Genomic DNA, 25,321 nt, shown 5'->3' on the forward strand with positions numbered 1-25,321 from the left:
TTTTCAGTTCCTTGGCAATCGGGCCAACTGAAAACGCACGCAGCCACCCTTGGCAACCTTACGTGCAGAACCGCCGGCCGTTGCAAGCTTTTTGATCGCAATTGAACGAAACATGGACGCGCGCGTTCAGCCCCTTAGATACTCACATGACCAAGGAGGCCTTCATGACCTTACGTGCCCTATTGTTTGGTTCGATCGGCGCCGTTGTCGAAACATCAGAGCGCCAACGCGAGGCGTTCAACACCGCTTTTCGCCAGTTCGATGTGGACCTGTTCTGGGATCAAGACACCTATCAACGATTGTTGCAGCAACCAGGCGGCCGCCGCCGCATCGCCGAGGCTTTGGCCAATGCCAATGTCGATGCCGACGATGGGCTTGTCGATGCGATCTACAATAAAAAGACGTCGCTGTTTTTATCGACCTTGCGGGCCGGAGTCGAAGCCCGCCCCGGCGTGGTCAATTTGCTGGAGCAGGCCGGCCAGGCGGGGTTGGCGGTTGGCTTTGCTTCAGGCACCGACCGGCGCGTGGTCGATGCAGTGATCGAAGGGGCGGTCGGCGTCAACGCAGCCCAGTTCGATCTCATTTTAAGCGGCACGGACGCCAAGAACGCCAAGCCGGATCCTGAGATCTATCGGTTTGCCCTATCCCAATTGGATTTAGAGCCAACCGAATGCGTTGCCATCGAAGACACGGTCGCCAGCGGTCGCGCGGCGATGGCAGCCGGCATTCCGGTGCTCTTCACGCCGGGCGCCCTCACCGAAGGCGATGATTGGTCATCTGTCGAGGGGCAAATCGCCAGCCTTGAAACGCTCGGCATCGGCCCGAACGCCATCACTGCGTTGCAAATCTGGCATGCCGATCAACTTAACCAGAAGGCGGCATGAACCTTGGAAGCCACCGTTCCCGACTACAACACCTCGCGGCCCATCAGTCCGGCGCGCACCGCATGCGCCAATTGCCCGTTTCGCGCCAATTCGAACTTTCAGGATTTCAAGGCCGATGAGCTGCGGTTCATCGAGCGGTTCAAGATCGGCGAACTGCGTTTGGACGCCGGTACCAACATCTTGCTGGAAGGGGCGCGCAGTCCGCACCTTTATACCGTGCTGCGCGGCTGGGCGTTTCGCCATAAAAGCTTAGATGATGGCCGCCGTCAGGTGCTGAACTTCGCGCTGCCCGGCGACTTCATCGGCCTGCAAATGTCAGTGCTTGGCGAAATGGAGCATACGGTCACCTCGATGACCGAGACAACGCTGTGTGTCTTCGACCGTGAGCGGCTCTGGGAAGTGTTTTCCAACTATCCCGACCTCTCCTTTTCGATGACCTGGATGGCGGCGCGCGAAGAGCAGTTGCTCGACGGCAATCTGGTTTCCCTTGGCCAGCGGTCCGCCAAGGAGCGGATCGCCTACATGGTGCTGCAGCTTTACGCGCGCGCTCAGCAGGTGGGTCTTGCCGGCAACCAATCGATGGAAACGCCGTTCAATCAGGTGCACCTGGCCGACGCGCTTGGGCTGACCAGCGTGCATGTCAGTCGAACGCTCAAACAGATGGAAAAAGAACAACTCCTGGCCTGGAATCGACCGATCCTGCGCATCCTCGACAAGGAGGGGCTGGAATATGCAGCGCGCGAAGTTCCTCCGCTCCAGGAAAAGCGCCGGTTTATCTAGGTCCGCAGAACAGAAAAGGGCATAACCAATGGCCAAATCGTACAGCGAAGGCACCAGCGTTGAATGGAACTGGGGCCAAGGTACCGGCACGGGCAAGGTCGTCGAGATCTACACATCCGATGTGACCAAGACGATCAAAGGCACCGAGGTAACCCGCAATGCTTCTTCCGACGATCCGGCTTATCTGATTGAGCAGGAGGACGGCGACCAAGTTCTTAAGAGCCATAGTGAGCTCAGCGCACCATCCTAACTGCGAGCCTGCCGCCCACCCGTAGATCCATCACTCATTTCTGATCTTTCCGCCGCCTCGCATAACATAGGTTATCGCGAGGCGGTGTTCATCGTGCTTCCAAGCATCCGCGGAATTACCGAGGAAACCGGTATGGAGGGCCTGTGGTTCGAAAGAGGATGTGCATTGGAACACCAGGGCGAGACGACACGATCAATCACGGCTTTGTTGGTCGAAGACAACCCCATGATCGCAATGGATATCGAGGATATCCTGCTCGCGCACGGGATCGAAAAGGTTCGGCTGGCGACGACCCTTGAAGACGCCGATCATCATTTGACAGAAACGATCGATTTGGCGGTTCTCGACTTCACGCTGGGGTCGGATACCACCGAAAATCTGGCCTTGCGCATGCAGGAGCTTGGCATCCCTTTTTTGTTCGTGAGCGGCTTTGCCGAGAAGTTAAGCCTGCAGCAGGCGCTGAAAGAAACGCCCATTGTGGTCAAGCCCTTCCAGCCAGAGGACTTGATGGCAGCCATCAACGCGCTGTTGTTTCAACTTCGTGAAACATGATGCTGGAACCAGGCAACCACTTGCGCGTTAAGGGCTCATCGTAACAACCTTAGGTGCCCATGATGCCCGTGTCGGCTGAAGCCCCAGGCGATCATCCGAACTCTGATCCGCATGCTCCGGCGCGCGGCCGCGATGCGCGTATGCCGACCGGCATTCCCCTTCGCGGATGGCAGGACGTTGGCTATCGGGTATGGACGAAGATCGGGGATGAAAACCTGACGTTGATCGCCGCGGGCATAGCCTTTTTTGTGCTGCTGGCCCTCTTACCCGGCATCACCGCGCTGGTGGCGTTGGGCGGCATCATGTTCCTTGATCCTGAACGCATCGCCGACCAGTTGGCCGACGTTGTGCAACTGATGCCCGAAGACGCGCGCACGATCCTCACCGATCAAGCGCAATCGGTCGCCAACGCGAGTTCAGACGATTTGGGGCTGCTCGCGATTTTTGGTTTGGGTTTCGCCATTTGGTCGGCGACCAAGGGCGTTGGCAGCATGATAGGCGGCCTGAACATTGTGTATGATGAGCGTGAGAAGCGCGGTTTCTTGCACCTGACAGCGCTCAAGATCGGGCTCACCGTTCTTTTGATCGTCGGCGTGTTGATCGGCTTCGTCATGGCGGCTTTGCTGCCGGTCACACTCTCCTTGTTGCAATTGGACAGCCTGGTTGAAATAGGCGTTTCGATCGCCGGCTGGTCGCTGCTCATCCTGTTCGTTCTGATCGCGCTCGCCGTGCTCTTCCGCTTCGGGCCCTCGCGCCGCCAAGCGCGCTGGCAATGGCTGTCCATAGGATCGGTGGCGGGCGCATTGGTTTGGCTTGTTAGCTCAATCGGCTTTGCCGTCTTCGTCGCCAATTTCGGCAACTTCAACCAAAGTTTTGGCTCACTGACCGGCGTGGTCATCCTTCTGCTCTGGCTCTGGATCTCGGCCTTTGTCGTGTTGCTCGGTGCCGCAGTCAACGCCGAGATCGAGGCGCAAACGCGCATCGATTCGACCATCGGCGAGCCGCGGCCCATGGGTGAGCGCGGGGCGACCAAAGCCGACGAACTTGGCGAGTCGTTTGGCTAACCGAACGCCGATCGAACCATCGTTCCCACTTTTCATTTTGACAGGACATCCCATGACCAAAGATCACGGACCATCGATCAAAGATGATGAAACCTATGAAGCGCTGCGCAAAGATGGTGCATCCAAGGAGAAGGCGGCCCGCATCGCCAATGCGCAGGCCAGCGACAATCAGTCACCATCGAAAAAGGGAGGCAAGGCGCCACCCTATGAGCAGTGGACGACGGACGAACTGGTGGAACGTGCGACGGAACTCGACATTGAGGGTCGTTGGGACATGTCCAAAGATGAACTGATCGACGCCTTGCGCGACTACTAGAGCGCCCACGCCCCTGAATTCTATCTACCCAAGACAGTCCAAAGGAGCGGCTGATGACAGCGCGCCAAGCCCTTGTTGACGACTTCATGGAACGCGTGACCGCGCGCAATGAAGGTCAAAACGCCTTTTTGCAAGCGGTCGAAGAGGTCGCTGGCGATGTCCTGACGGTCGAGAAAGCCCATAGCGATTTCGCCAAGGCTCGCGTCTTGGAGCGGCTAAGCGAACCGGACAGGATCATCGCCTTCCGGGTCGTCTGGGAGGATGATGAAGGCGAGGTGCAGATCAATCGTGGCTGGCGCGTGCAAACCAGCAATGCCATCGGTCCTTACAAGGGCGGCATCCGCTTTCACCCAACCGTTAGTCCGTCGATCCTGAAATTTCTCGGCTTTGAGCAGGTTTTCAAAAACGCGCTCACCGGCCTGCCGCTTGGTGGCGGGAAAGGTGGCGCCGATCTCGACCCGCGCGGGCGAAGCGAGCGCGAAATCATGCGGTTTTGCCAAGCCTTCATGGCCGAGTTGGCACACCATATCGGTCCGGACCGGGATGTTCCGGCTGGCGACATCAATGTCGGCACGCGCGAAATCGGCTATCTGTTCGGCGCCTACAAACGTCATTTCGGTCAGTTCCACGGCGCGCTCACCGGTAAAGGCCAGTCCTTTGGCGGCAGCGCGATGCGCGTGCAGGCAACCGGATTTGGCCTGATCTATTTCGTGCAGACCATGCTCCACGCCCATGACGACAGTATTGACGGCAAGCGCGTTGCGATCTCCGGCAAAGGCAATGTGGCGACCCATGCCGCGCAAAAAGCCATTGAGGTCGGCGCCAAGGTGATCACCCTGTCGGATACCTCCGGTACGCTGCTCGCCGAAAACGGCCTGTCGCAGGAGGCTGTTGATTGGGTGCGCGCGCAGAAGGCTGCCGGGGGCGATGTTTCCGATCCACCGAAGCCTCTCGGCCTCACATTCAAAGAAGGCGCCCTGCCCTGGGGCGAAGAGGCGGATATTGTGCTGCCCTGCGCAACCCAAAACGAAATGGATGCGCAAGGTGCTGAGGCTGCGCTTGATGCCGGCGCCAAGGTCATCGCTGAAGGCGCAAACATGCCGCTTACGGCCGGTGCCGCCGCCAAAGTTGATGCCGCCGATGTCCTTTATGCGCCGGGCAAAGCGGCCAATGCCGGTGGCGTTGCGATTTCCGGCCTTGAGATGAGCCAGGATGCTCATCGCCGCTTTTCCACAGCCGAAGAGGTCGATGAGGATCTGAAAATGATCATGCGGCGCATCCATGACACCATCGCCGATGAGGGACGCTCGGACGGCAAAATCAACTATCGCCGTGGCGCTAATGTTGCCGGCTATCGCCGCGTCGCCCGTGCCCTCACCGCCTATGGTGTCGTCTGATGACCGGCGAGCAAAACGGCGCGGACCTGCTTGTCGAATGCCTGGAAGCCGCTGGCATCGAGGTGATCTACGGCATACCCGGCGAAGAAAACACCGATCTGATGATGGCGCTTGACGCCTCATCGATCCGCTTCGTGCTAACCCGCCACGAGCAAGGCGCGGCCTTTATGGCGTCGGTCTATGGCCGGTTGACCGGACGTGCCGCCGGCTGTCTAGCGACGCTTGGCCCGGGCGCCACCAACCTGGTCACAGGGCTCGCCGATGCAACGCTCGACCATGTCCCGCTGGTGGCGATCACCGGGCAAGCAAGTCGCGACCGCCTGAACCTTTCCGAAAGTCATCAGGTGGTCGATCTTGATGCACTGATGGCACCCGTCACGCTATTCACCCGCACTGTCGCGGCGGGCAGCGATATCCCTCAAACCGTGGCGGATGCTGTGCATATCGCGCACTCTGCCAAGCCGGGCGCTGTCCACATCAGCCTGCCGGAGGATGTTGCGGCACAACCTGTCGACGGTAGCCCAATCGCGCTGAAATCCATCCAGGTTGATCCAGCCACCGACGACGCGGTTCAGCAACTGGCCAAGACGTTGCGCGCGGCGGAAATCCCGCTGGTTGTTGCAGGTGCCGAGGTAATTCGCGCCGGTGCAGCGCGCGATGTCGCAGCATTTTGCAAAGCGCATCATCTGCCGCTCGCCACAAGCTTCATGGGCAAGGGACTGCTGGAGCCGCGCGATGAGCTGATGCTCTTCAGCATGGGCCAGCCTTTTGAGGATCATGTCGATCAGGCCCTGGCGGCCAGCGATTGTGTTCTCGCGCTGGGCCTCGATCCAGTTGAAATCGGCCCCAAGACGCTATCGGGCGAAAAGGAGCGCACCGTTCTGGCGATCGCCGAACAAACGCCCGATCCTGATGCCGGCTGGCCCAACCAGGGCGTTCTGCGAGGAAGGCTTGGCGAGACATTGGAGGCGCTCAGCGAAGCGTTGGACGGCAAAAAATGGGCGCTTTCCAAACCAATGGTCCGCGCACGCGAGGCGATGCGCGATGATCGCGGATCCACGATCGAAGGTGGTGAGACCGCACCGCTCCTGCCAGCCCATGTTTTGCGCGCGATTGAAGACGATCTGCGGCCCGATGATGTCGTGCTTTCCGGCGTCGGCACGCACAAAATGTTCATCGCCCGGTTGTTGGCCGCCAAATCGCCCGGACAGGTGATCATCCCCAACGGGCTTGCCGGCATGGGCCTGGCATTGCCCGGCGCCATCGCGGCGGCAGAGCTTCGGAGCGGTGGCCGCACCTTGGCGATCTGCGGCGATGGCGATTTTCTGATGAATGTGCAGGAGATGGAAACGGCAGCGCGGCTCGGTGTCGCCATGACAGTGCTGGTTTGGGTCGATGGCGGCTATGGGTTGATCGAAAAGAAGCAGGATGCAGACCGCGGCGAGCACACGGATTTGTCCTTCGGGTCGCCCGATTGGCCGTCGCTGGCGAAGGCTTTCGGCTGGGGCCATCGCGGGGTGGAAACCCTGGCCGACCTGCAATCAGCCCTTGCCCGCACGCGACGAGACATCACGCCACAACTGATCACACTGCCGATCGATTATTCGGCGAGCGTCAGCCCCAACGCCTGATCATCGCCATGCTTGTCGTCGATCCAACGCGCTTTCCAATCCGTCGGCAGATCAAAAACAAGACCGTGCTCTATGTCTGGAGCGAGCGCGGCGACGTGGTGGCCGAACAGAAACTGGTCGCGCGCCTTGATGCGCTTGCCGTGCCGCCAGCCTGGAATCCGGTTTTCTTCGCTGTCTCCGGCCGCTGCAAGGTTCAGGCAATGGCGGTCGATGGGTCAGGCAAAGAGCAGATGATTTACGCGGCCTGGTTCCGCGAAAAACGCGAAACCGACAAGTTCGACGGGCTTTGGGCCTTTGGCGCCATACTTCCAGTCGTCCGCCGTAGCGCGGTGGCCGCCTTACGCAATCCTGAAACCGACGCCTTTGAACGCTCGGTGGCGGCCTGTATCCTCGCCATCGATGAAGGGGCGCTGCGCGTCGGATCACGTGCTAATCGACAGGCCAATGGCACGGTCGGCGCGGTCAGCCTGCAGGGCAAGCATGTCGATCTGGCAGAGACCCACGCAAGCCTGCACTTCACCGCCAAGGGCGGAAAAGAGCGTTTCGTCCGCCTGCGCCAGCCTGATTTGCTCAACCATTTGAAGGCACGCAACGCACGTGGCCACGAGGATGTGTTTGCCGTTTCCACACCCCAGGGCCGGCGTAAGGTGCGCCCGCGTCATGTCAGTCAATGGCTCGCTGATCACGCACTCGATCCAGATGATGCAAGCCTGCGGCTTAATCCGTTCACGGCGAAGAGTTTTCGGCTTTGGCATGCGAGCGCCGCGGCTCTCAATATCGAGCAACAGAACGGCGGCGCCACCATCAAGGCGATGAGCCAAGCTGCCGCCGACCGCCTTGGCAACACGCCGACCGTGGCGCGCAACAGCTACATCCATCCGGCCTTGTTTGACTCCGAACTGGCAGCCGATCGGCGATCGACCTGGCAGGTTTCGCGAGCCGCACCCTTTGTCTCACGTGCGGACGCCGCTCTGCTGGCCTTGCTCAAACCTGAAAAAAGCCGCCAGCCCAAAGGCTAGCGGCTTATTTTGTCAGCGGGGAAGTCTTAGTTCTGTGCCGGCTCGACTTCCAGGGTCGGAAGCGTCACTTCCGTCTCAGAGGTTGTCACCTCGATATCAGGGACTTCAACCGTCTGGGTGTTTGTTCCGATGTCAACGCTGCCGGTTTCAACGTCGAATTCAGGGGCCTGGCCACCTTCGACTTCAACATCCACGGTCGGCATGCGCGCTTCCTGGGTCTGTTCAACGTCGACAAAATAGAACGCGCCGTAGGCAACAACTGCAAGCGCTGCAACGCCCAAAACAGCACCGATTAATTTACCATTGCTCATATCATCTCTCCTTATGCTGTGTTCGAGGCCCCAATTGAAGAAGAGGCACCCGAACCATTGTCTATCGAACAGCAAACGAAGAGCGACTGAGATGGTTCCCAGCGTAGGCGAATAAAATTCAGAAAGGCGATTTAGCCGACGAAGGCCTTTTCGATGACATAGTCACCGGGGCGGGCGTTGGAGCCCTCGGCCAAGCCATGGCGCTCACTGGCACCGCGCACGTCGTTGGTCATGGCGGTGGAACCGCAAATCATGACGCGATCCGTCTCCGGGTCCCAAGGCTTCTCGCCAACGGTGTCGAACAGTGTGCCATCGTCGATCAGCTTGGTGATGCGACCCACATGCGTGTGGTCTTCGCGGGTCACCGAGGTGAAATGGGTCAGCTTGCCATCGACGATCTCGCTGAGCATCTCATCCTCTTCGATGGCCTTCATGAGATCGAAGCCATAGGCCAACTCGGCCACCGTGCGGCAGGAATGGGTGAGGATCACGCGATCAAATTTCTCATAGGTCTCCGGGTCGCGGATCAGGCTGGCAAAAGGCGCGATGCCCGTGCCGGTGGAGACCAGGTAGAGATTTTTGCCCGGGCGTAGAGCATCGAGCACCAGCGTGCCGGTTGGCTTTTTGTTGAGGATGATCTCATCACCCTCTTTGACGTTCTGCAGACGCGAAGTCAGAGGGCCACCGGGCACCTTGATGGAGAAAAACTCCAGCGTGTCGTCCCAGCTTGGGCTGGCAACGGAGTAAGCGCGCAGCAGCGGCTTGCCGTCGACTTCGAGGCCCAGCATCGCGAACTCGCCGGAGCGAAAGCGGAAGGACGCCGGACGCGTTGTTTTGAACGAGAACAGCCGGTCGGTGTAGTGGTGCGTTTCCAGGACTTTTTCGTGATGCATTAGCGTGCGCCTGCCTGTGTCGTGCCGTTTGGTGCTTCTGCGTGACGTCGCGCCCAGATGCCACCACCGGACGCTTCGCCGAGATAGAGTGTTCCGACTGCATTTTGCAATGCAGCATCCCATGCTTGGCGTCCAAACCGCTCCATTTCCTTGTCCGAGATCAAAATCTGATCGAATCCGCTCTGAAAGGCGTGTCGGGCCTGATCTGGCAAAACATGGCCTGTGGCGATGAGAGTTACGGACGGACCATGAGCTTCGCGTAGGCGCCGCGCCAGCGAAAACCCTCGCCCATCGGCGAAGCTTTTGAAGCTAATGGCTATCGGCTGGTTCGTGCCAGCGGGCACCGCGTCATTGTCGGCGACCTCCGGGTCGAGCGTGATCGCGGCGGGGGCATCGGCGATCTGCGCCAAGGTTCCGTTGGCGTGGAAAATCCACATGGGGCCATCCAATCTCTGAAGCTTTAAGCGGCGCGGTCGAGCTGCTCGTAGGCAGCGGCTTTGAAAGGGTCTTTGCCAACGCGGGCATAGACATCGGCCAGACTTTCGCCGTTCTGACGCAAGGCCTGGAACGTATCGAGAATGCGATGGATCGCGCCCGGCAGGGCTTCGGCATCGAAGCCTGGCCCAAGGATCGTGCCGACCTGCGCGCCCTCATCAGCGCGGCCGGCGAGCGTGATCTGGTAGTTCTCCTGCTCGGCGCGGTTCAGCCCCAAAATGCCGATGGTGGCAGCGTGATGGTGACCACAAGCGTTAATGCAGCCGGAAATGTTCACCGTGATACCGCGCAAATCTTCGCGCTTCTCACGGGCCCGCAACTCCTGCGACAGACGTTGTGCAACTGGGATCGAGCGCGCGGTCGCCAGTGCACAATAATCAAGGCCCGGACAGGAGATGATGTCGCTTGCCAGACCAATATTCGCTTCGGCGAGGCCGAGTTTCACCAGAGCCTCGTAGACGGCGCGCAGCTCCGATTGTGGCACCCATGGCAGCACCAGGTTCTGGCGATGGGTGACGCGGATTTCTGAGGCGGAATGGCGCTCGGCCAAATCAGCGATCGCTTTCATCTGCTCGCCAGTGGCATCGCCAGGAATGGCACCTTCAGCTTTCAGCGAGATCGTGACGGCGGCGTAGCCATCAACCCGATGGGCCATGACGTTTTCATCGAGCCACGCGGAAAAACCTGGATCGTCTCGGGTCACCAAGACAGGCGTGAGCGCCGGTTGCCTCGCCTCAGCAAACTGCGCGGCGATGCGCGCATATTCAGCCGGCGCATCAGCGAAGGTGGCGCGGTCACGGGCTGCCATGTCGGCGATAACCTCGGCGCGGTAGGCGTCCAGTCCCATCTCGGCGACCAGGATCTTGATGCGGGCTTTGTACTTGTTGTCGCGGCGGCCGTGCAGATTGTAGACTCGCAGCATCGCGTCGAGCGTTGGGAGCAGATCGTCGAGCGACACATTCTCTTCAAACAGCACCGCAACGCGCGGCGTGCGGCCCTGCCCTCCGCCGACCCAGATATCAAACAGCGGGTCGCCGCCCTCACCTGCTTTCACGGCGATACCGATATCGTGGAATTTCATCGCCGCGCGGTCTTCGGCAGCGCCGGTTACGGCGATTTTGAACTTGCGCGGCAAAAACGCGAACTCGGGATGCAGCGTCGACCATTGGCGCAGCAATTCCGAGACCGGGCGGGGGTCGACATACTCATCTGCGGCGACACCGGCATAGGCATCGGTGGTGACATTACGGATGCAATTGCCAGAGGTCTGAACGGCATGCATCTGGACCGAGGCCAGAAGGTCGAGCATGTCGGCGACATCTTCCAGCTTCGTCCAGTTGTATTGGATGTTATGACGCGTCGTGAAATGGCCATAACCGCGGTCGTAGCGGTCGGCCAGATGCCCGAGCATGCGCAACTGGTCGGACGACAAAACGCCATAGGGGATCGCGACCCGCAGCATATAGGCGTGCAGCTGCAGATAGAGGCCGTTTTGCAGGCGCAGCGGCTTAAATTCGTCCTCGGTTAGCTGGCCAGCTAGGCGGCGCGCCACCTGGTCACGAAATTCGTGCGCACGCGCGTCAACAAGCGCCTGATCATGGGCATCATAAGTGTACATTATAGAAGTCCTCAGGCCGTAGCCGCGCCGGGCAAGCCAATGCTTGGGCCGCTGATGCGGCGGCGTTCACGCAGTTCCAAGGGTTCGATGGTGCCGCCTTCGGAAACCGGCACGAGGTAAGCACCGACCACCATGTTGACCATCTCTTCGGCTGCGCCGCGCGCTTCCAGCTCAGCGATCTCTTGCGACGTGGTCGCGCGAAGTGCCTCGTCGGCCGAGCGGCACCAGGCTGTTCCATTCCAATAGACGGTGCGGCCGGACAGCAGCGCGTTGGCGGTGAGGATGCGGGGGGCGTCCTTGGTTTTGGGCGATGCCATCATGCGGCCTTTCGGTCTGAACTGGTGGGCTGGTCTTGCAAGTAAGTTCGCTGCGCGGCGGCTCGGCGAGAGACGACACCGATCAACATCATCAGCGGCGCACCTTTGCCGGTGGTTTTGGCGGTGTTCGCGAGCGCTCCGAGGCTCGTTGAATGGATGCGTTCGTCACTGCGCCCGGCATTTTCCACCAACACAACCGGCGTCGATGGAGCGCGGCCGTTGAGGATAAGCTGGCGCTGCACATCGGCAGCTGCGCGCTTGCCCATATAGACGGCGATCGCGCTGTCGCTGCGGGCAAGCGATGCCCAATCGACGTCGGCATCACCATCAGCGCCGTGCGCGGTGATCACCCGCAATTCCTGGGCATGACCGCGCTCAGTGAGCGGTGCGGCGGCAGATGCGCTGGCGGCGGCGGCGGCGGTAACGCCGGGCACGACCTCGAAGGCAAGCCCGGCGCGGCTCACGGCATCCAATTCTTCGGCAAGACGGCCAAAGATCGCCGGATCGCCACCTTTCAGGCGGACCACATGGTGGCCCTCGCCGGCGTGTTGTGTGATGAGATCGCAAATCTCATGCTGTTTCAGAGAATGCTTGCCGCAACGCTTGCCTACATTGACCATCAGCGCTTCGCGGCGGGCAAGTTCTAAGATCTCCGGGGCGACCAACGCGTCGAAAAGGACAACGTCAGCTTCATCGAGCAGTTTCCGGGCGCGCAAGGTCATCAGATCCTGACCGCCTGGTCCGGCTCCGACGAAGCTGACGAACCCCTCACGGGTCTGCACATCGTTTTGCCCGGAGAGAAGCGCCTCAGCGCGCTTGCTTGCAGTTTCAACATCCAGGCGACCCTGCAGCGCACCCTTGAAGAAAGTGCGCCAGAACTGCCGGCGACCGCTGCCCGGCGCGATGGCGTCAGCGACTCGGTCGCGAAAGCCATTGGCGAGCTTGGCTAGGGCGCCCAGGCCCTGGGGCAGTGCTGCTTCAATCTGCGCTTTGATCATGCGGGCCAGCACCGGCGCCGTACCCTCGGTGCCGATGGCGATCACGACAGGATCGCGGTCGACAATGGCGGGCGTGATGAAATCGGAAACGTCCGGCTGGTCAGCGGCGCAGACGAGAACATGGTTGGCGCGGGCATGGTCCGCAATCTGCGCGTCCAACGCTTCGTCGCCCGTCGCGGCATAGGCAAGCGCGGTGTTGTCGGGGAAAGCAAAGTCCAGCGGGTCAGTCTGCACCCATTCAGCATCGCCCAAATCGATCTCGCCGGTGACGAGCTCCGGCGCCACCACGAGGACATGCGCCTCGGTCTTGACGACCAAGCGCAGCTTGGCGGCCGCTTCGGCACCCCCGCCAAAGACGATGATAGTGCGGCCCTCAGCCTGAAGAAAAATCGGGAACGCGCGCATGCGGGTCGTCCTGGCGTGGTCGGTAACAAATCCAGTCGTCAGAATGGACTTTTTCCCGCGTTATTGCCAATATGCGGGAGAAAATAAGACGTTTTTCGTCGACAATAATCGTATCAATGGAATCTGTTCGACGCTTGCGCAAAGATACAGGAAATTCTTTCAATGGATGAACTTGATCGCAGGATTTTGCGGGTTGTGCAGAACGACGCCTCGCTTTCGGTGGAAAAAATCGCGGATACTGTGGGGTCATCTAAGTCGCCGGTATGGGCGCGGATCAAGAAGCTGAAAGACGCCGGGGTGATCGCCAAGGAGGTGGCGCTGCTCGACCCGGAAAAGGTGGGGCAGACGGAAGTGTTCTTCATCGCGGTGAAGACTGATCAGCACGAAGAAGGGTGGCTGGAGCGCTTCAGCGACGCCGTCCAGGATATGCCGGAAATTCAGGAGGCCCATCGGCTTGCCGGTGAGATCGACTACCTTTTGAAAGTGCGGGTCCCGGATACGCGCGCGTTCGACGCTTTTTATAAGAGGCTGGTCGCGCGCGTGCGGCTTTTCGCAGTGACCTCAAGCCTCTCAATGGAAACGCTGAAGTCGACCACCCAGATGCAGGTATAGAGTGATATTGCGTTTCATACCGTTTGAGCAACTGGCTAAGCAATCTGGTTTCACGATTCTTCAAAATGTGGCGTGAAAATCTACCTACACCGACAAGCGTTTCCCTGCAACGGCTTACATCGCAAGCCTGTTTCTTTCCTCTGACGCCGCCCTCACGCATCGTTTCGGGACCATCAAAAGGACCCGTCGATGTCGCTCCCCCACTTAGCCAATGAATTGAACGTGGCGCTTGCCAAGGCACCACTTTCGGCGCGCATCGCCATGATCGCCGTGCGTTTTGATCGGCCGGTGTTCACGACAAGCCTGGGGTTGGAAGACCAACTGATCACTTCGCTCATCGCCGACGCTGGGCGAGGCGTCGAAGTCGTGACACTGCAGACTGGGCGGCTGTTTCCAGAGACCCTGGAGCTTCTGGCTACAACGGAACAGCGCTACCGCCTGAGCATCAAACGGTTCGAGCCCAAGCCATCCGACGTCAAAGCCTATGTCGAACGCTACGGCCTCAACGGGTTCTATGACAGCATCGAAGCGCGCAAGGCCTGCTGCCATGTCCGCAAGGTGGTGCCGCTTGGCCAGGCGCTGGCTGGGGCCGATGCTTGGATCACTGGCCTGAGGCGAGATCAGTCGGATAGTCGCAGTGCCATCCCGTTTGCCGCGTGGGACGATGCGCGCGGTCTTATCAAGCTCAATCCACTGGCTGATGTCACGAGCGAGCGTCTCAACGCGCTAATCGCCGCGCACGCCATTCCCACCAACCCGCTGCACGCGCGCGGCTATCCGTCCATTGGCTGCGAGCCCTGCACACGGGCGATCAAACCCGGCGAGCCGGAGCGCGCTGGCCGCTGGTGGTGGGAGAAGGACAGTCGCCAGGAGTGTGGCCTGCACCTGGAAAAGCCCAATTCGGCCCATCAATCCCCCTCACAGTTGGACACTGCCAATGCCTGACCCATCCTCCCGGCCTGACCCCTCGCCCCGGCCAGCCGAAAGACGCCTCGACCCCACGCTAGAGGCGCTGGAAAATGAGGCGATCCATATCTTTCGCGAAGTTGCCGCCGAGTTCGAACGGCCCGTGATGCTCTATTCAGTGGGCAAGGATTCCTCCGTCTTGCTGCACCTCGCGCGCAAAGCTTTCTATCCGGGCAAGGTGCCCTTCCCGCTGCTCCACATCGATACCGGCTGGAAGTTCACCCAGATGCTCGCCTTCCGCGATCAGGTTGCGCAGGAGCACAATCTGGACCTGATGGTTTACACCAACCCACGTGGCACCGCTGAGAACATCACACCCTTCACCTACGGCTCCTCGCGCTACACCGACATCATGAAGACCGAGGCGCTGCGCATTGCGCTGGATGCTGGCAAGTTTGATGCAGCCTTCGGCGGCGCTCGGCGTGATGAGGAAGCCTCGCGCGCCAAAGAGCGGGTCTATTCCTTCCGCACGCCCAACCACACCTGGGATCCGCGCAGCCAGCGCCCAGAGCTTTGGTCGATCTACAATGGCATGATCCGCCAAGGCGAAAGCATCCGCGTGTTTCCGCTGTCCAATTGGACGGAACTCGACATCTGGCGCTACATCCAAGCCGAAGCTATCCCAATTGTGCCGCTCTATTTCGCCAAGCCGCGCCCTGTGGTGCAGCGTGACGGCATGCTGATGCTGGCTGAGGATGAACGGCTGGAGCTGCTGCCGGGTGAACAGGTTCAGACGCTGAATGTACGGTTTCGCACTCTCGGCTGTTTTCCCCTGACCGCCGCCATCCGGTCCGACGCCACCACGCTCGATGCCATCATCGAAGAGGTCCAAAGCGCCACGGTGTCGGAGCGCAATGGCCGGGCGATCGACAAGGATCAGGCCGCATCCATGGAAAAGAAAAAACGCGAGGGCTATTTCTGATGACCGCTGCTGTCCAACAGGCGCCGCACGCCGCCTCTTCGGTGAGCTCAGCCAAGGCGCGGCCGCTGCGCTTCATCACTTGCGGCAATGTCGATGATGGCAAATCCACGCTCATTGGCCGCTTGCTCTGGGACACCAAGATGGTGATGTCCGACCATGTGGCCGGGCTTTACAGAAAAGGTACGCAGGCGAGTTCCAACGACAATGACGGGCTGAACCTGCCGGATTTTTCGCTGCTGCTCGACGGCCTTCAGGCAGAGCGTGAGCAGGGCATCACCATCGATGTCGCCTATAGCTATTTCTCCACCGCCAACCGATCCTACATCGTGGCCGACACGCCGGGCCATGAGCAGTACACGGGCAATATGGCCACCGGCGCCTCGACGGCAGACCTTGCCATCATTCTGGTGGACGCCCGCGCCGGCCTGCAGGAACAGACACGCCGCCACACCATGATCGTCTCGCTGATGGGCATCCGACAGGTTGTTCTGGTGGTCAACAAAATGGACTTGGTGGACTATGACCGCGCCGCTTTCCAGGCGATTGACGAGGCGTTTCGCGCGTTTGTTGCCGATCTGCCTCTGAACACGATCACGGTGATCCCGACATCTGCGCCGCAAGGCGAGAATGTTACGATTCCCGGCACCGCGCGCATGCCCTGGTACAGCGGTCCAACGCTGCTCGATGCACTGGAAACCGCCGAGACTCGCAATGATGAGGCCGGTGATTTTCGGCTGTCGGTGCAGCGCGTCAGCCGGCCCGATGAAAGCTTTCGTGGCTATCAAGGCACGGTCACTGGCGGCATCATCGCCGTCGGCGACCCGGTGACCGTCGCGCCGCAAGGACTACCGGCCACAATATCCCGCATCGTGACATTTGACGGCGACAAAGCGGTGGCGCGAACCGGTGATGCGGTGACACTGGTGCTTGATCGTCAGATTGATATTGCGCGCGGCGACATGATCGCCGGGGGCCAAGCCGCGCCGTCTGGCTTGCGATCGGTGTCGGCGAAATTGGTGGTGCTTACCGCGCAGAGCCTTGATCCGGCCAAACGCTATTGGCTGAAATCCGGCAGTCGCCGTCAACGCGCGCGGCTCCTACCGCAGAAGGAGCTCAACTTGCACGATCTGACGTGGAACCAGGCTGGGCCATTGCGTCAAAACGCGATTGCCACTGTGCAGCTTAGCTTTGAGGAAGACACGTTTTTTGATCGCTACGCCGACAACAGGGCGACCGGATCGTTTGTCCTAATCGACCCGGATACGTTGAACACCGTCGCCGGTGGTATGGTGACCGATCTGGCGCCAGCGTCCAAGCAGCAATCAATCCCGGAGAACGATCGCGTGACGCTCAATCTGCCGCGTGACCTGGCCAGCCTTGTCATGGGCCACGAGCTCTTGGCTGACCGGTTGCACGAGGTCGAGCTGGTCGAGCTGGTCGAGAGGGTGTAAAGGGCCGAAGTGTCGAAAAAACTGGCTGGGGAACCTGGATTCGAACCAGGACTAACGGAGTCAGAGTCCGTGGGTCTACCGTTAACCTATTCCCCAAAGCACAGGAGCCGGGCGGATAGCACCCCCACCGGGCAAGTTCAAGGCGCTTTTCATGCGCCTTGCTTATCGGCTTGCCTACTCGCTCTGACTTTCGGCAAGGCGCAGCGTTGGCGGTGGCGAGAGTTCGATCGCGACCAATCGCTCACCATAGGGCACCGCCGGGCCGGTAAGCGCCGTTTCCAGATCATCGAATGGGCCATTGTCGGCCTGAAAGACCAAATGAACTCCGGTGACGCGCGTTTCGCAGCGGCGAATATAGCGCGGCATTGGGGTATCTTCGCTCGAACGCAGCGCGCATTGGCCGAGATCGTCTTCATGCACAGCATCGGCCTGCATACCGAAACGCAAATCGGTGTTTTGCGGCTTGCCCGGAAGTTGGAAGAACAGGGTTTCGTCGTCGGTCTGCGGCCAGTCGATCATCGAGGCGTCATCAACACCAATGCGCCAATGGCCTTCCTGGGTTTCTTCCACCAATGCACCGGAAAAGGCCGAGCGGGCGTCGACCAGATCGTCCACATCCGACCAGGCGAACGGGCGGCGATCATCCACGGTGACGCCGTTCTCGGTCATTGTCATGCGCGCAAACCCTTGGGCCGGTAACTCCGGCAAAGGTGCCCGCTGGCGGGAGAAACGGCGTAACGCATTCAGCGAACCTTGACCGATCAGACCGTCGATCGCGCCGCGATAGTAACCGGCTTCCTGCAAAAACACCTGCACCTGGCGGCGCATGGGCGGGCTCCAGAACGCGATCGTGTCTCCGGCCATGCCGAGGTCACGCAGGGCAAGCTCCAATAGCGCATGGGCAGCGATCACCGCGTCGGGATTGAGCAGCGGATCATCCTGATCATCATAGGAATACATGTACGGCACCAGCGCCAGCGTGATGCCATCATCGGCGGCGGCGCGCAGATGGAAGCGGGCCGCATCGACGTCGCGTTCGCCGCCCAGGCCGTCGAGCAGCAAAAAGCCAAGCTGGTAATGCGCGCGGGCAATGCCGCCTTCTGCAGCCTCGGCATGCAATTGGCGCGCACGCTCATAATCGCCGCTCCACTCGGCCTGCATGCCGAGTTCATAGAGCGCTTGCGGGTCCTGTTGGTTGGCCGATTCTTCGCCGCCGTCTGCGTCGGCTTCGTTCGCCATTGCCGCAACCGGCACCATCACCAAACTTAAGGCCAGTATCATCGGCAGAGCAAAGCGCTGCCTGTTGCCTAAGGTTCGCACCACCATCCCTCACTCCATCGGCATCCCTACCCCATGGGATGCGTCCACGCGTGGATTAACACGGCGGGCACTATCGCCGCTTTTCCTTACTCAAGGCTTCACAGCCTGAGGTTTCAAGCCTGAGGACCTACCTAAGGGAAGGGATGCCTGGCCAGACAAGGCTCCGAGCGCGCCTTATTCACGGAACCGTGATGATCCGTAACGTGAGGTGAGACGTATCGAGCGAGTTCATACTGGACGAGCATATTCATAATTGATATATGCCCGTTCGGCATAAGGAACCCATGATGAACGTCCGCACTCTCTGTCTCGCTATTCTGCATCACCAGGAAGCCACCGGTTACGAAATCCGAAAGCTCTCTACGGAAGGCAAATACGCCTATTTCGTGGATGCGAGCTTCGGCTCGATCTACCCGGCGCTGGCTAAGCTTGAAGATGAAGGCCTGGTGACCTGTCGCCTGGAACAGCAAGACGGAAAGCCGGCCCGGAAGGTCTATGCGATCAACGAGCATGGGCGGGCGGAGCTGCGCGAAAATCTGCGCGAAAGCCCCACGCCGGACGTGTTTCGCTCGGAGTTTCTGCTGATCGGAATGTGCGCTGATCTTCTCGACGTCGGCGATATGGAGCGCGCGTTGACCGTGCACATCAGCCAGGTTGAGGACGAGCTTCGAAAGCTGGACGACATGAAGAGCGATCTGCCCGAAAACAATTGGCTGGCGGATTACGGCACGGCCTGCATGAAAACCCAATTGGATTGGCTGCACGCTAATCGTGAACGCATCCTAGCTGACAGCGCGGAAGCGGCGCGCAATGCACCCCACAAACAAGCCGCAACCGACGATTTGCCGACTGCGGCTGAATGACTCCCCCCGAGCGCCGCTAGCGGCACCTATTTGATGACGAACTGACGAAGCAAACAACCATGGCTTTTCCAATCAAGTTTTCCCACGTGCTTGCCATCGGCCTGACGGCCGGTGTCGGATTTTACATGCTGGGCGGCACAACGATGCTGTCCGGTCAGGGACCAATCGACCCCGAGGCACCGGTGCGCGCCACGGCCACCGCCGCTGACGACCCGGATATGTTTTCGGTTCGGGCGCGCGCGTTTTCCATTCAGGATCGCCCCAATTCCTTGATCATGCGCGGCCGTACGCAGGCCGATGCCAGCGTGATGGTGTCAGCTGAAACTGGCGGGCGGGTTGTTGAAGTTGCGGTCAACGAAGGCGATCAGGTTGCCGCTGGAGACCTGCTTTGCCGCCTGGATGAAGCCGCGCGCCGGGCCGCTGTGACGCAGGCACGTGCCGCCGTCGCACAGACCGAAGTTGATCTGAACGCCGCCCAAGAGCTGGCAAGCAATGGGTTTGGCGCGCAGAACCGCGTGCCTACGCTGCAGGCCGCGTTTGATGGAGCGCAGGCGGCATTGGAACAGGCCGAACTTGATCTTGAGCGCACGATTGTGACCGCGCCAGTCGATGGCTTGGTGCAGTTGCCGCTCGCCGATGTCGGCACCCAGCTGGCGCCAGGCGCGCTTTGCGCGACGCTTTTGGATGTTGATCCGCTGGTGATCACCGGCCAGGTTTCGGAGCGCGACATTGGCGCTCTGTCGGTGGGCATGCCGGCCAGCGTTGAACTGGTCACCGGCGAAGAGGCCGATGGTGAAGTCAGCTTCATTGCGGCCGTCGCCGACACCGAAACGCGGACTTTTCGCGTCGACATCGATATTCCCAATCCGGATGGGTCCCTTCGCGGTGGTGTGACCGCTGAAGCCGCTGTCGATCTGCCGCCTGTGCGCGGCCACAAGGTGCCGCTCTCGGTGCTTGGTCTGGATGATACCGGAACGGTCGGCGTGCACACGCTTGATGATAACAACATCGTTGCCTTCAATCCGGTGATCATCCTCGGTGATGAGCGCGATGGCGTCTGGGTCTCCGGCCTGGATGGTGATGTGCGTGTGATCGTTGTCGGTCAGGATTTTGTCGAGCCCGGCCAAGAAGTCGCCGTGACGATGGTCGAAGACGGCATTCTTCAAACCTCGCAAGCGCCCAGTTCTAGCGCTCAGGGAGTTGCCCAATGATCGCCATGCTTGAAATGGCGCTGCGTCGACCGCGCACCGTGGTCACGCTGATGCTGGTCATCATCGCCGCCGGCGTGCTCAGCTACATCGCCATCCCGAAAGAGGCGAACCCGGACATTGATGTGCCGGTGTTCTACGTCTCGGTGAACCAGAACGGCGTGTCGCCAGAGGACGCCGAACGACTGCTCGTGCGTCCACTGGAAACCCAATTGCAGGGCCTTGATGGTCTTGAAGAAATCACCGCCATTGCGTCCGAAGGCCATGCCGGCGTCGTGCTTGAGTTCGACATCGCCTTCGACAAGGACGAGGCGATGGCCGATGTCCGTGACCGCGTGAGCCGCGCACAGGCCGAGATGCCCGCCGAGGCGGACGAAGCGCAGATTTTTGAAACCAACTTTTCGCTGGTGCCGACAATCGTTGTTGCCCTGTCCGGCGACGTACCGGAGCGCACGCTATACGGGCTGGCGCGCTCGTTGCGCGATGAGCTCGAAAACATCGACACCATTCTTGAGGTGAACCTTGTCGGTCACCGCGAGGAACTGCTTGAGGTAACAATCGATCTGGCGCGTCTAGAGGCCTATGGCATCACGCAGACGCAATTGATCAATGCCCTTCAGCTCAACAATGCGCTGGTCCCCGCTGGTGTGTTTGATACCGGTGGCGGCCGCTTCAACGTCAAGGTCCCAGGCCTGATCGAGAACGCCGACGATCTGTTCTCCATTTCGCTGCGTGAAAACAATGACGGCCAGGTTCTGCTGGGCGATGTGGCGGAGATCCGCCGCACGTTCCAGGACCCAGTGTCCTACACCCGCGTCAATGGTGAACCGGCGATCGCGGTGGAAGTGATCAAGCGGCTTGGCACCAACATCATCGAGAACAATGTCGCTGTGCGCGAGGTCGTTGACCGCGTGACAACCGATTGGCCGGAACAGGTGCATGTCGACTTTCTCGTCGACCAGTCGAGCTTCATCGACGAGGTTCAGGGCTCTCTGCAATCCTCGATCATGACCGCCATTCTGCTGGTGATGATCGTGGTGTTGTTTGCGCTCGGCCTGAAATCGGCGCTGCTTGTGGGTTTGGCGATCCCGACCTCATTCATGCTTGGCTTTCTCATTCTTTCTACTACCGGCCTGACGGTGAACATGATGGTCATGTTCGGCCTCGTGCTCACGGTCGGCCTGCTGGTCGATGGGGCGATCGTTGTGGTGGAGTATGCCGACCGCAAGGTTGCTGAAGGGCTCGAGCCGCGTGAGGCTTACATCCGCGCTGCCAAACTGATGTTCTGGCCGATCGTTTCATCGACCGCCACGACACTTGCCGCCTTCCTGCCCATGCTGCTCTGGCCGGGCGTTCCTGGCGAGTTCATGAGCTATCTGCCGATTATGGTGATCATCGTTTTGTCGGCGGCGTTGCTGACCGCGATGGTGTTCTTGCCGGTGACCGGCGGTCTGGTCGGCGAGGCGTCTCATTGGATGGGTCGCCATGCGCTTGGGATTGTCTCCAGCGCATTGGCGCTGGGTATCGGTTTTGGCGCCATGGCGGTCGGACAGGGCGTGATTGGCGGGCTTCTTGGGCTCGACATGAGCGCCGGAATGCCGCCGGCGCTGATGGCGCTTGCCGTCGTTGTCGCGCTCGTCGTGTTTGTTCCCTTGCGCAGCCTTCTTGCGCCGGTCGTGCGTTGGCAACAGCGCCGCGCCGCGGTGGCCGGTGAAACGCGTCGGTTGGAAGCTGCCAAGCTTTCGGCTGCCGAACATTTCGACATGGACAAGATCAAGGGGCCCACCGGCGTTTACGTTCGCACCTTGGCCAGCTTTGCGACCAACAAGGTCGGCAACATGGTTGCCATTGGCTGCGTGATCGCGATGGCGTTCTTCAGCTTTCAAGCGTTTCTGGCGGCCAACAATGGCGTTGAGTTCTTCGTGGATGAGGAACCCGACATCGCGATTCTCTTGATCTCAGCACGCGGCAACCTTTCCGCCGATGAGACACGTGACCTGGTGATCGAGGTCGAAGACCGCGTTTTGGGCGTTAACGGCATTCAAACACTGATGACCACGACCCAGCCTGTCGGCGGCGGCGGTGGCGGCGGCGGTGACGCCTTGGGTCTCACCGATGTGCCCCCGGACATGATCGGTCAAATCCAGATCGAACTGGCGGACTATTCCAACCGCCGGTCAGCTGCTGAAATCTTTGAGGAGATCAACACGCTGACCGCTGACCTTGCCGGCATTCGCACCGAGATCCGCGAGATCGAGGGCGGTCCACCGACGGGTAAGGATGTCACGTTGGAGCTGCGTAGCTCCGACTATGACACGCTGCTCGCGACCACTCGTGCGGTGCGCGCCTATGTCGACACTGTCGACGGCCTTATCGATCTGGAAGACGACACGCCGCTGCCCGGCATCGAATGGCAGATCGCCATCGATCGCGAAGAGGCGGGTCGCTTCGGTGCGTCCATCGCGCAAGTCGGTCCGATGGTGCAACTCGTCACCACGGGCGTTCTGATCGACACCTACCGTCCTGACGACACCGACGAAGAGGTCGAAATTCGCGTTCGTTTGCCGGAAGGTCAGCGCACACTGGAACAGCTCGACGATCTGCGCTTGGAAACCGCGCACGGTCAGGTTCCTCTGTCGAACTTTGTCCGCAGGGAAGCTGCGCCACGCGTGGCCTCGATCACTCGAATCGACGGTGCCTATGCGATGAACGTCAAGGCCAATGCTGCCGAGGGCGTGGACTACAATGAGAAGGTGGCGGAGATCCAAGCTTGGATCGATGCAGCCGATCCCTTACCGGACACGGTGTCTTACCGTTTCCGCGGCGCCGATGAGGAGCAACAGGAATCGGGGGCCTTCCTCATGCAGGCCATGGGTGGCTCGCTGTTCCTGATGTTCATCATCCTGCTGACGCAGTTCAACTCGTTCTACCAAACCATCCTGACGCTTGCGACGGTGGTTCTGGCGGTGTTCGGTGTGCTGCTTGGCATGGCGGTGACGGGGCAGGCCTTCTCGATCATCATGACCGGGACCGGTATTCTGGCGCTGGCGGGGATCGTGGTGAACAACGCCATCGTGTTGATGGATACGTTCAACCGCTTCCGGCACGATGGCTTGGAAACGATTGAGGCCGCGTTGAAGGCTGCTGCGCAACGCGTGCGCCCGATCTTGTTGACGACGATCACGACCATCGCTGGTCTCATTCCGATGGCGCTACAGATCAATTTGAACTTCTTTGATCGCGTCATTCAGGTTGGGTCGATAACCTCGATCTGGTGGGTGCAATTGGCGACGGCCGTCATTTCCGGCCTTGCCTTCTCCACCGTACTGACCCTGGTGATTGTGCCGGTGATGCTGTGCCTGCCGACCGTCTGGGCGTCGAGCTTCGCGGCTTGGGACCGTTGGCTCGTTGGCAATGTTGCGCCCTACCGTGCTGTTGCGCGCGCCTATGGCCGGGACGTGCAGGCACCGGCTGCCAAACCATCCAAACCGGACAGTGATGGCCCGGCCAATGATGATCGACGGCCCGGCATGGTGCCGTTGCCTCAGGCTGCAGAATAAACGAAAAGGGCCGCCCCAATCGGGCGGCCCTTTGCATTGGTGATGGCGTTTCGCGTCAGCCGCGCGGGGTCAGACCCACATCCAGCATGTTGTCAGGATGATCCGGCGCGCGGATACGCACGGCTGGTGTACGCATGGTGACCAGTTCCTCGGCGGCCGTCGGGTGGACAGCAATCGTGTTGTCAAAATCGGCCTTGGTCGCACCCATAGTCACCGCGATGCCAATGGCCTGGATCAGTTCGCCCGACCCGTCGCCACAGATGTGCACGCCAAGCACCTTGTCGTTGTCGGCATCGACGATAATCTTCATCAGCATACGTTCATCGCGGCCCGGAAAGGCGTGCTTCATGGCGCGAAACTCGGTCTTGTAGATGTCGATGTTGTTGCAGGCGTCCTTAGCCTGCTCTTCGGTCATGCCGATGGTGCCCAGCTCCGGTTGGGAGAAAACGGCCGTCGGGATGAGCGAATGATCGACAGTGCGTGGGTTGTTGCCAAACACGCTGTCAGCAAAAGCGTGGCCCTCGCGGATGGCCACCGGCGTTAGATTGGCCCGATTGGTCACATCGCCCACCGCATAGATGCTCGGGCACGATGTCTGACTGTCGGCCGAAACCGGAATTGAACCGTTGCGGCGCACCTCGATGCCCGCGTTTTCCAGGCCAAGGCCCGTTGTATTGGCCGAGCGGCCAATCGCGAACATGATCTGATCGGCAATCAGATCCTCGCCCACCGAGGTGTGACCGCAGAGTTTGCCGTCTTCGGTCTTGGTGATGCGCGTGAAGACATCATCAAAGACAAACTTGATGCCTTTTTTCTCCATCTCATCACGCAGGTGGCAGCGCAAATCCTCATCGAACCCGCGCAGGATATTGCCGCGCCGATAGATCACGGTTGTATCGACACCGAGCCCATTGAAAATGCCCGCGAACTCCACCGCGATGTAGCCTGCCCCCGCAATGACAATGCTCTCCGGCAGTTTTTCCAGATGGAAGGCCTCGTTGGAGGTGATCACATGTTCATGGCCGGGAAGATCGGTGTCGATGAACGGCGTCGCGCCAGTGGCGATCAATATCCTCTTAGCGGTGATCACTTTGTCATCTGGAATCAAGCGCACGGCCTGAGGCCCGTCGATGACGGCGCGTGACTTGAAGAGCGTCACGCCGGCCTTTTCCAGATTGGTCTTGTAGATGTCGTCCAGACGATCAATCTCGGTGTCTTTGTGGGCGATCAACGCCGCCCAATCGAAGCCCGACTCGCCGACCGACCAGCCAAAACCACGGGCGTCTTCAAAGACCTCCGGGAAATGTGACGCGTAGACTAGAATTTTTTTGGGCACGCAGCCGCGAATGACACAGGTGCCGCCGTAGCGGTACTCCTCGGCCAGCGCGACGCGGGCGCCATGCAGCGAGGCAATGCGTGCAGCGCGCACGCCGCCGGACCCCCCGCCTATCACGAAGAGGTCGTAGTCGAAGGCGGGGTCTGTCATGGC

24 protein-coding genes and 1 tRNA gene are annotated in these 25,321 nt (G+C 60.2%); 16 read left to right on the forward strand and 9 right to left on the reverse strand.

The genetic code is table 11. From position 1 onward, the window contains the following. The first annotated feature begins 164 nt into the window (after positions 1–164). The 9 genes from JJ917_07265 to JJ917_07305 all read left to right on the forward strand — a co-directional run bounded on the left by JJ917_07265 (position 165) and on the right by JJ917_07305 (position 7,893). Complete coding sequence (locus JJ917_07265; GenBank protein MBO6698611.1) at positions 165–884, forward strand: HAD-IA family hydrolase; 720 nt, start codon at positions 165–167, stop codon at positions 882–884. A gap of 42 nt (positions 885–926) precedes the next feature. Beyond that, a complete protein-coding gene (locus JJ917_07270) occupies positions 927–1,664 on the forward strand; it encodes a Crp/Fnr family transcriptional regulator (protein ID MBO6698612.1) in 738 nt (245 codons plus the stop codon). A gap of 28 nt (positions 1,665–1,692) precedes the next feature. Continuing rightward, the gene (locus tag JJ917_07275) at positions 1,693–1,914 is read left to right on the forward strand and encodes a DUF2945 domain-containing protein (GenBank protein MBO6698613.1); all 222 of its coding nucleotides are present in this window, start codon (positions 1,693–1,695) and stop codon (positions 1,912–1,914) included. Between the two features lie 165 nt (positions 1,915–2,079). Further along, entirely contained in the window at positions 2,080–2,466 is a 387-nt protein-coding gene (locus JJ917_07280) for a response regulator (GenBank protein MBO6698614.1), read from the forward strand. Positions 2,467–2,525: 59 nt separating this feature from the next. Further along, positions 2,526–3,530, forward strand: a complete 1,005-nt coding sequence (locus JJ917_07285) for a YihY/virulence factor BrkB family protein (GenBank protein MBO6698615.1) — start codon at positions 2,526–2,528, stop codon at positions 3,528–3,530. A 52-nt stretch (positions 3,531–3,582) separates the two neighbouring features. Then, positions 3,583–3,846, forward strand: coding sequence for a Rho termination factor (locus JJ917_07290; GenBank protein ID MBO6698616.1), 264 nt, complete (start codon positions 3,583–3,585; stop codon positions 3,844–3,846). A gap of 53 nt (positions 3,847–3,899) precedes the next feature. Beyond that, positions 3,900–5,243: an NADP-specific glutamate dehydrogenase gene (gdhA, locus tag JJ917_07295; protein MBO6698617.1), complete on the forward strand. Its 1,344-nt coding sequence runs from the start codon at positions 3,900–3,902 to the stop codon at positions 5,241–5,243. After that, the gene (locus JJ917_07300) at positions 5,243–6,874 is read left to right on the forward strand and encodes an acetolactate synthase large subunit (protein MBO6698618.1); all 1,632 of its coding nucleotides are present in this window, start codon (positions 5,243–5,245) and stop codon (positions 6,872–6,874) included. Before gdhA ends, JJ917_07300 begins: the two co-directional genes overlap by 1 nt. Before the next feature lie 8 nt (positions 6,875–6,882). Continuing rightward, positions 6,883–7,893 carry a DNA topoisomerase IB gene (locus JJ917_07305; protein MBO6698619.1) on the forward strand — a complete coding sequence of 337 codons (1,011 nt, stop codon included), beginning with the start codon at positions 6,883–6,885 and terminating at the stop codon, positions 7,891–7,893. Between the two features lie 26 nt (positions 7,894–7,919). Here the strand turns inward: JJ917_07305 and JJ917_07310 are convergent, their stop codons facing one another. The 6 genes from JJ917_07310 to cobA all read right to left on the reverse strand — a co-directional run bounded on the left by JJ917_07310 (position 7,920) and on the right by cobA (position 12,930). Continuing rightward, positions 7,920–8,204 (reverse strand): hypothetical protein, encoded by a 285-nt coding sequence (locus tag JJ917_07310; protein ID MBO6698620.1) that lies wholly within the window; start codon positions 8,202–8,204, stop codon positions 7,920–7,922. A 131-nt stretch (positions 8,205–8,335) separates the two neighbouring features. Continuing rightward, positions 8,336–9,097: a ferredoxin--NADP reductase gene (locus tag JJ917_07315; GenBank protein MBO6698621.1), complete on the reverse strand. Its 762-nt coding sequence runs from the start codon at positions 9,095–9,097 to the stop codon at positions 8,336–8,338. After that, complete coding sequence (locus JJ917_07320; protein ID MBO6698622.1) at positions 9,097–9,534, reverse strand: DUF934 domain-containing protein; 438 nt, start codon at positions 9,532–9,534, stop codon at positions 9,097–9,099. The genes JJ917_07315 and JJ917_07320 overlap by 1 nt, the downstream gene beginning before the upstream one ends. Before the next feature lie 23 nt (positions 9,535–9,557). Further along, on the reverse strand, positions 9,558–11,210 hold the full coding sequence (locus JJ917_07325; protein ID MBO6698623.1) for a nitrite/sulfite reductase: 1,653 nt from the start codon (positions 11,208–11,210) through the stop codon (positions 9,558–9,560). Between the two features lie 11 nt (positions 11,211–11,221). Beyond that, the gene (locus tag JJ917_07330) at positions 11,222–11,527 is read right to left on the reverse strand and encodes a DUF2849 domain-containing protein (GenBank protein ID MBO6698624.1); all 306 of its coding nucleotides are present in this window, start codon (positions 11,525–11,527) and stop codon (positions 11,222–11,224) included. After that, a complete protein-coding gene (gene cobA, locus JJ917_07335) occupies positions 11,527–12,930 on the reverse strand; it encodes a uroporphyrinogen-III C-methyltransferase (protein ID MBO6698625.1) in 1,404 nt (467 codons plus the stop codon). Before cobA ends, JJ917_07330 begins: the two co-directional genes overlap by 1 nt. Before the next feature lie 162 nt (positions 12,931–13,092). On the opposite strand from cobA, the gene JJ917_07340 reads away from it, so the two are divergent. The 4 genes from JJ917_07340 (at position 13,093) to JJ917_07355 (ending at position 16,881) form a co-directional block, all read left to right on the forward strand. Further along, complete coding sequence (locus tag JJ917_07340; GenBank protein MBO6698626.1) at positions 13,093–13,542, forward strand: Lrp/AsnC family transcriptional regulator; 450 nt, start codon at positions 13,093–13,095, stop codon at positions 13,540–13,542. Between the two features lie 189 nt (positions 13,543–13,731). Further along, entirely contained in the window at positions 13,732–14,487 is a 756-nt protein-coding gene (locus JJ917_07345) for a phosphoadenylyl-sulfate reductase (GenBank protein MBO6698627.1), read from the forward strand. Beyond that, complete coding sequence (cysD, locus tag JJ917_07350) at positions 14,480–15,430, forward strand: sulfate adenylyltransferase subunit CysD (protein ID MBO6698628.1); 951 nt, start codon at positions 14,480–14,482, stop codon at positions 15,428–15,430. Before JJ917_07345 ends, cysD begins: the two co-directional genes overlap by 8 nt. Then, entirely contained in the window at positions 15,430–16,881 is a 1,452-nt protein-coding gene (locus JJ917_07355) for a 50S ribosome-binding GTPase (protein ID MBO6698629.1), read from the forward strand. The genes cysD and JJ917_07355 overlap by 1 nt, the downstream gene beginning before the upstream one ends. A 22-nt stretch (positions 16,882–16,903) precedes the next feature. Here JJ917_07355 and JJ917_07360 read toward each other — a convergent pair. Further along, positions 16,904–16,977 (reverse strand) — tRNA-Gln (locus JJ917_07360). Positions 16,978–17,055: 78 nt separating this feature from the next. After that, a complete protein-coding gene (locus JJ917_07365; GenBank protein ID MBO6698630.1) occupies positions 17,056–18,207 on the reverse strand; it encodes a hypothetical protein in 1,152 nt (383 codons plus the stop codon). A gap of 281 nt (positions 18,208–18,488) precedes the next feature. Here JJ917_07365 and JJ917_07370 point away from each other — a divergent pair, with 281 nt between their 5' ends. The 3 genes from JJ917_07370 (at position 18,489) to JJ917_07380 (ending at position 23,832) form a co-directional block, all read left to right on the forward strand. Then, positions 18,489–19,064, forward strand: coding sequence for a PadR family transcriptional regulator (locus JJ917_07370; GenBank protein MBO6698631.1), 576 nt, complete (start codon positions 18,489–18,491; stop codon positions 19,062–19,064). Between the two features lie 59 nt (positions 19,065–19,123). After that, a complete protein-coding gene (locus JJ917_07375) occupies positions 19,124–20,275 on the forward strand; it encodes an efflux RND transporter periplasmic adaptor subunit (GenBank protein MBO6698632.1) in 1,152 nt (383 codons plus the stop codon). A gap of 1,364 nt (positions 20,276–21,639) precedes the next feature. After that, positions 21,640–23,832, forward strand: coding sequence for an efflux RND transporter permease subunit (locus JJ917_07380; GenBank protein ID MBO6698633.1), 2,193 nt, complete (start codon positions 21,640–21,642; stop codon positions 23,830–23,832). A 55-nt stretch (positions 23,833–23,887) separates the two neighbouring features. Here the strand turns inward: JJ917_07380 and gor are convergent, their stop codons facing one another. Continuing rightward, a complete protein-coding gene (gor, locus tag JJ917_07385) occupies positions 23,888–25,318 on the reverse strand; it encodes a glutathione-disulfide reductase (protein ID MBO6698634.1) in 1,431 nt (476 codons plus the stop codon). Positions 25,319–25,321: the final 3 nt, after the last annotated feature.

Source organism: Hyphomicrobiales bacterium (assembly GCA_017642935.1).
Taxonomy (GTDB): domain Bacteria; phylum Pseudomonadota; class Alphaproteobacteria; order Rhizobiales; family MH13; genus MH13.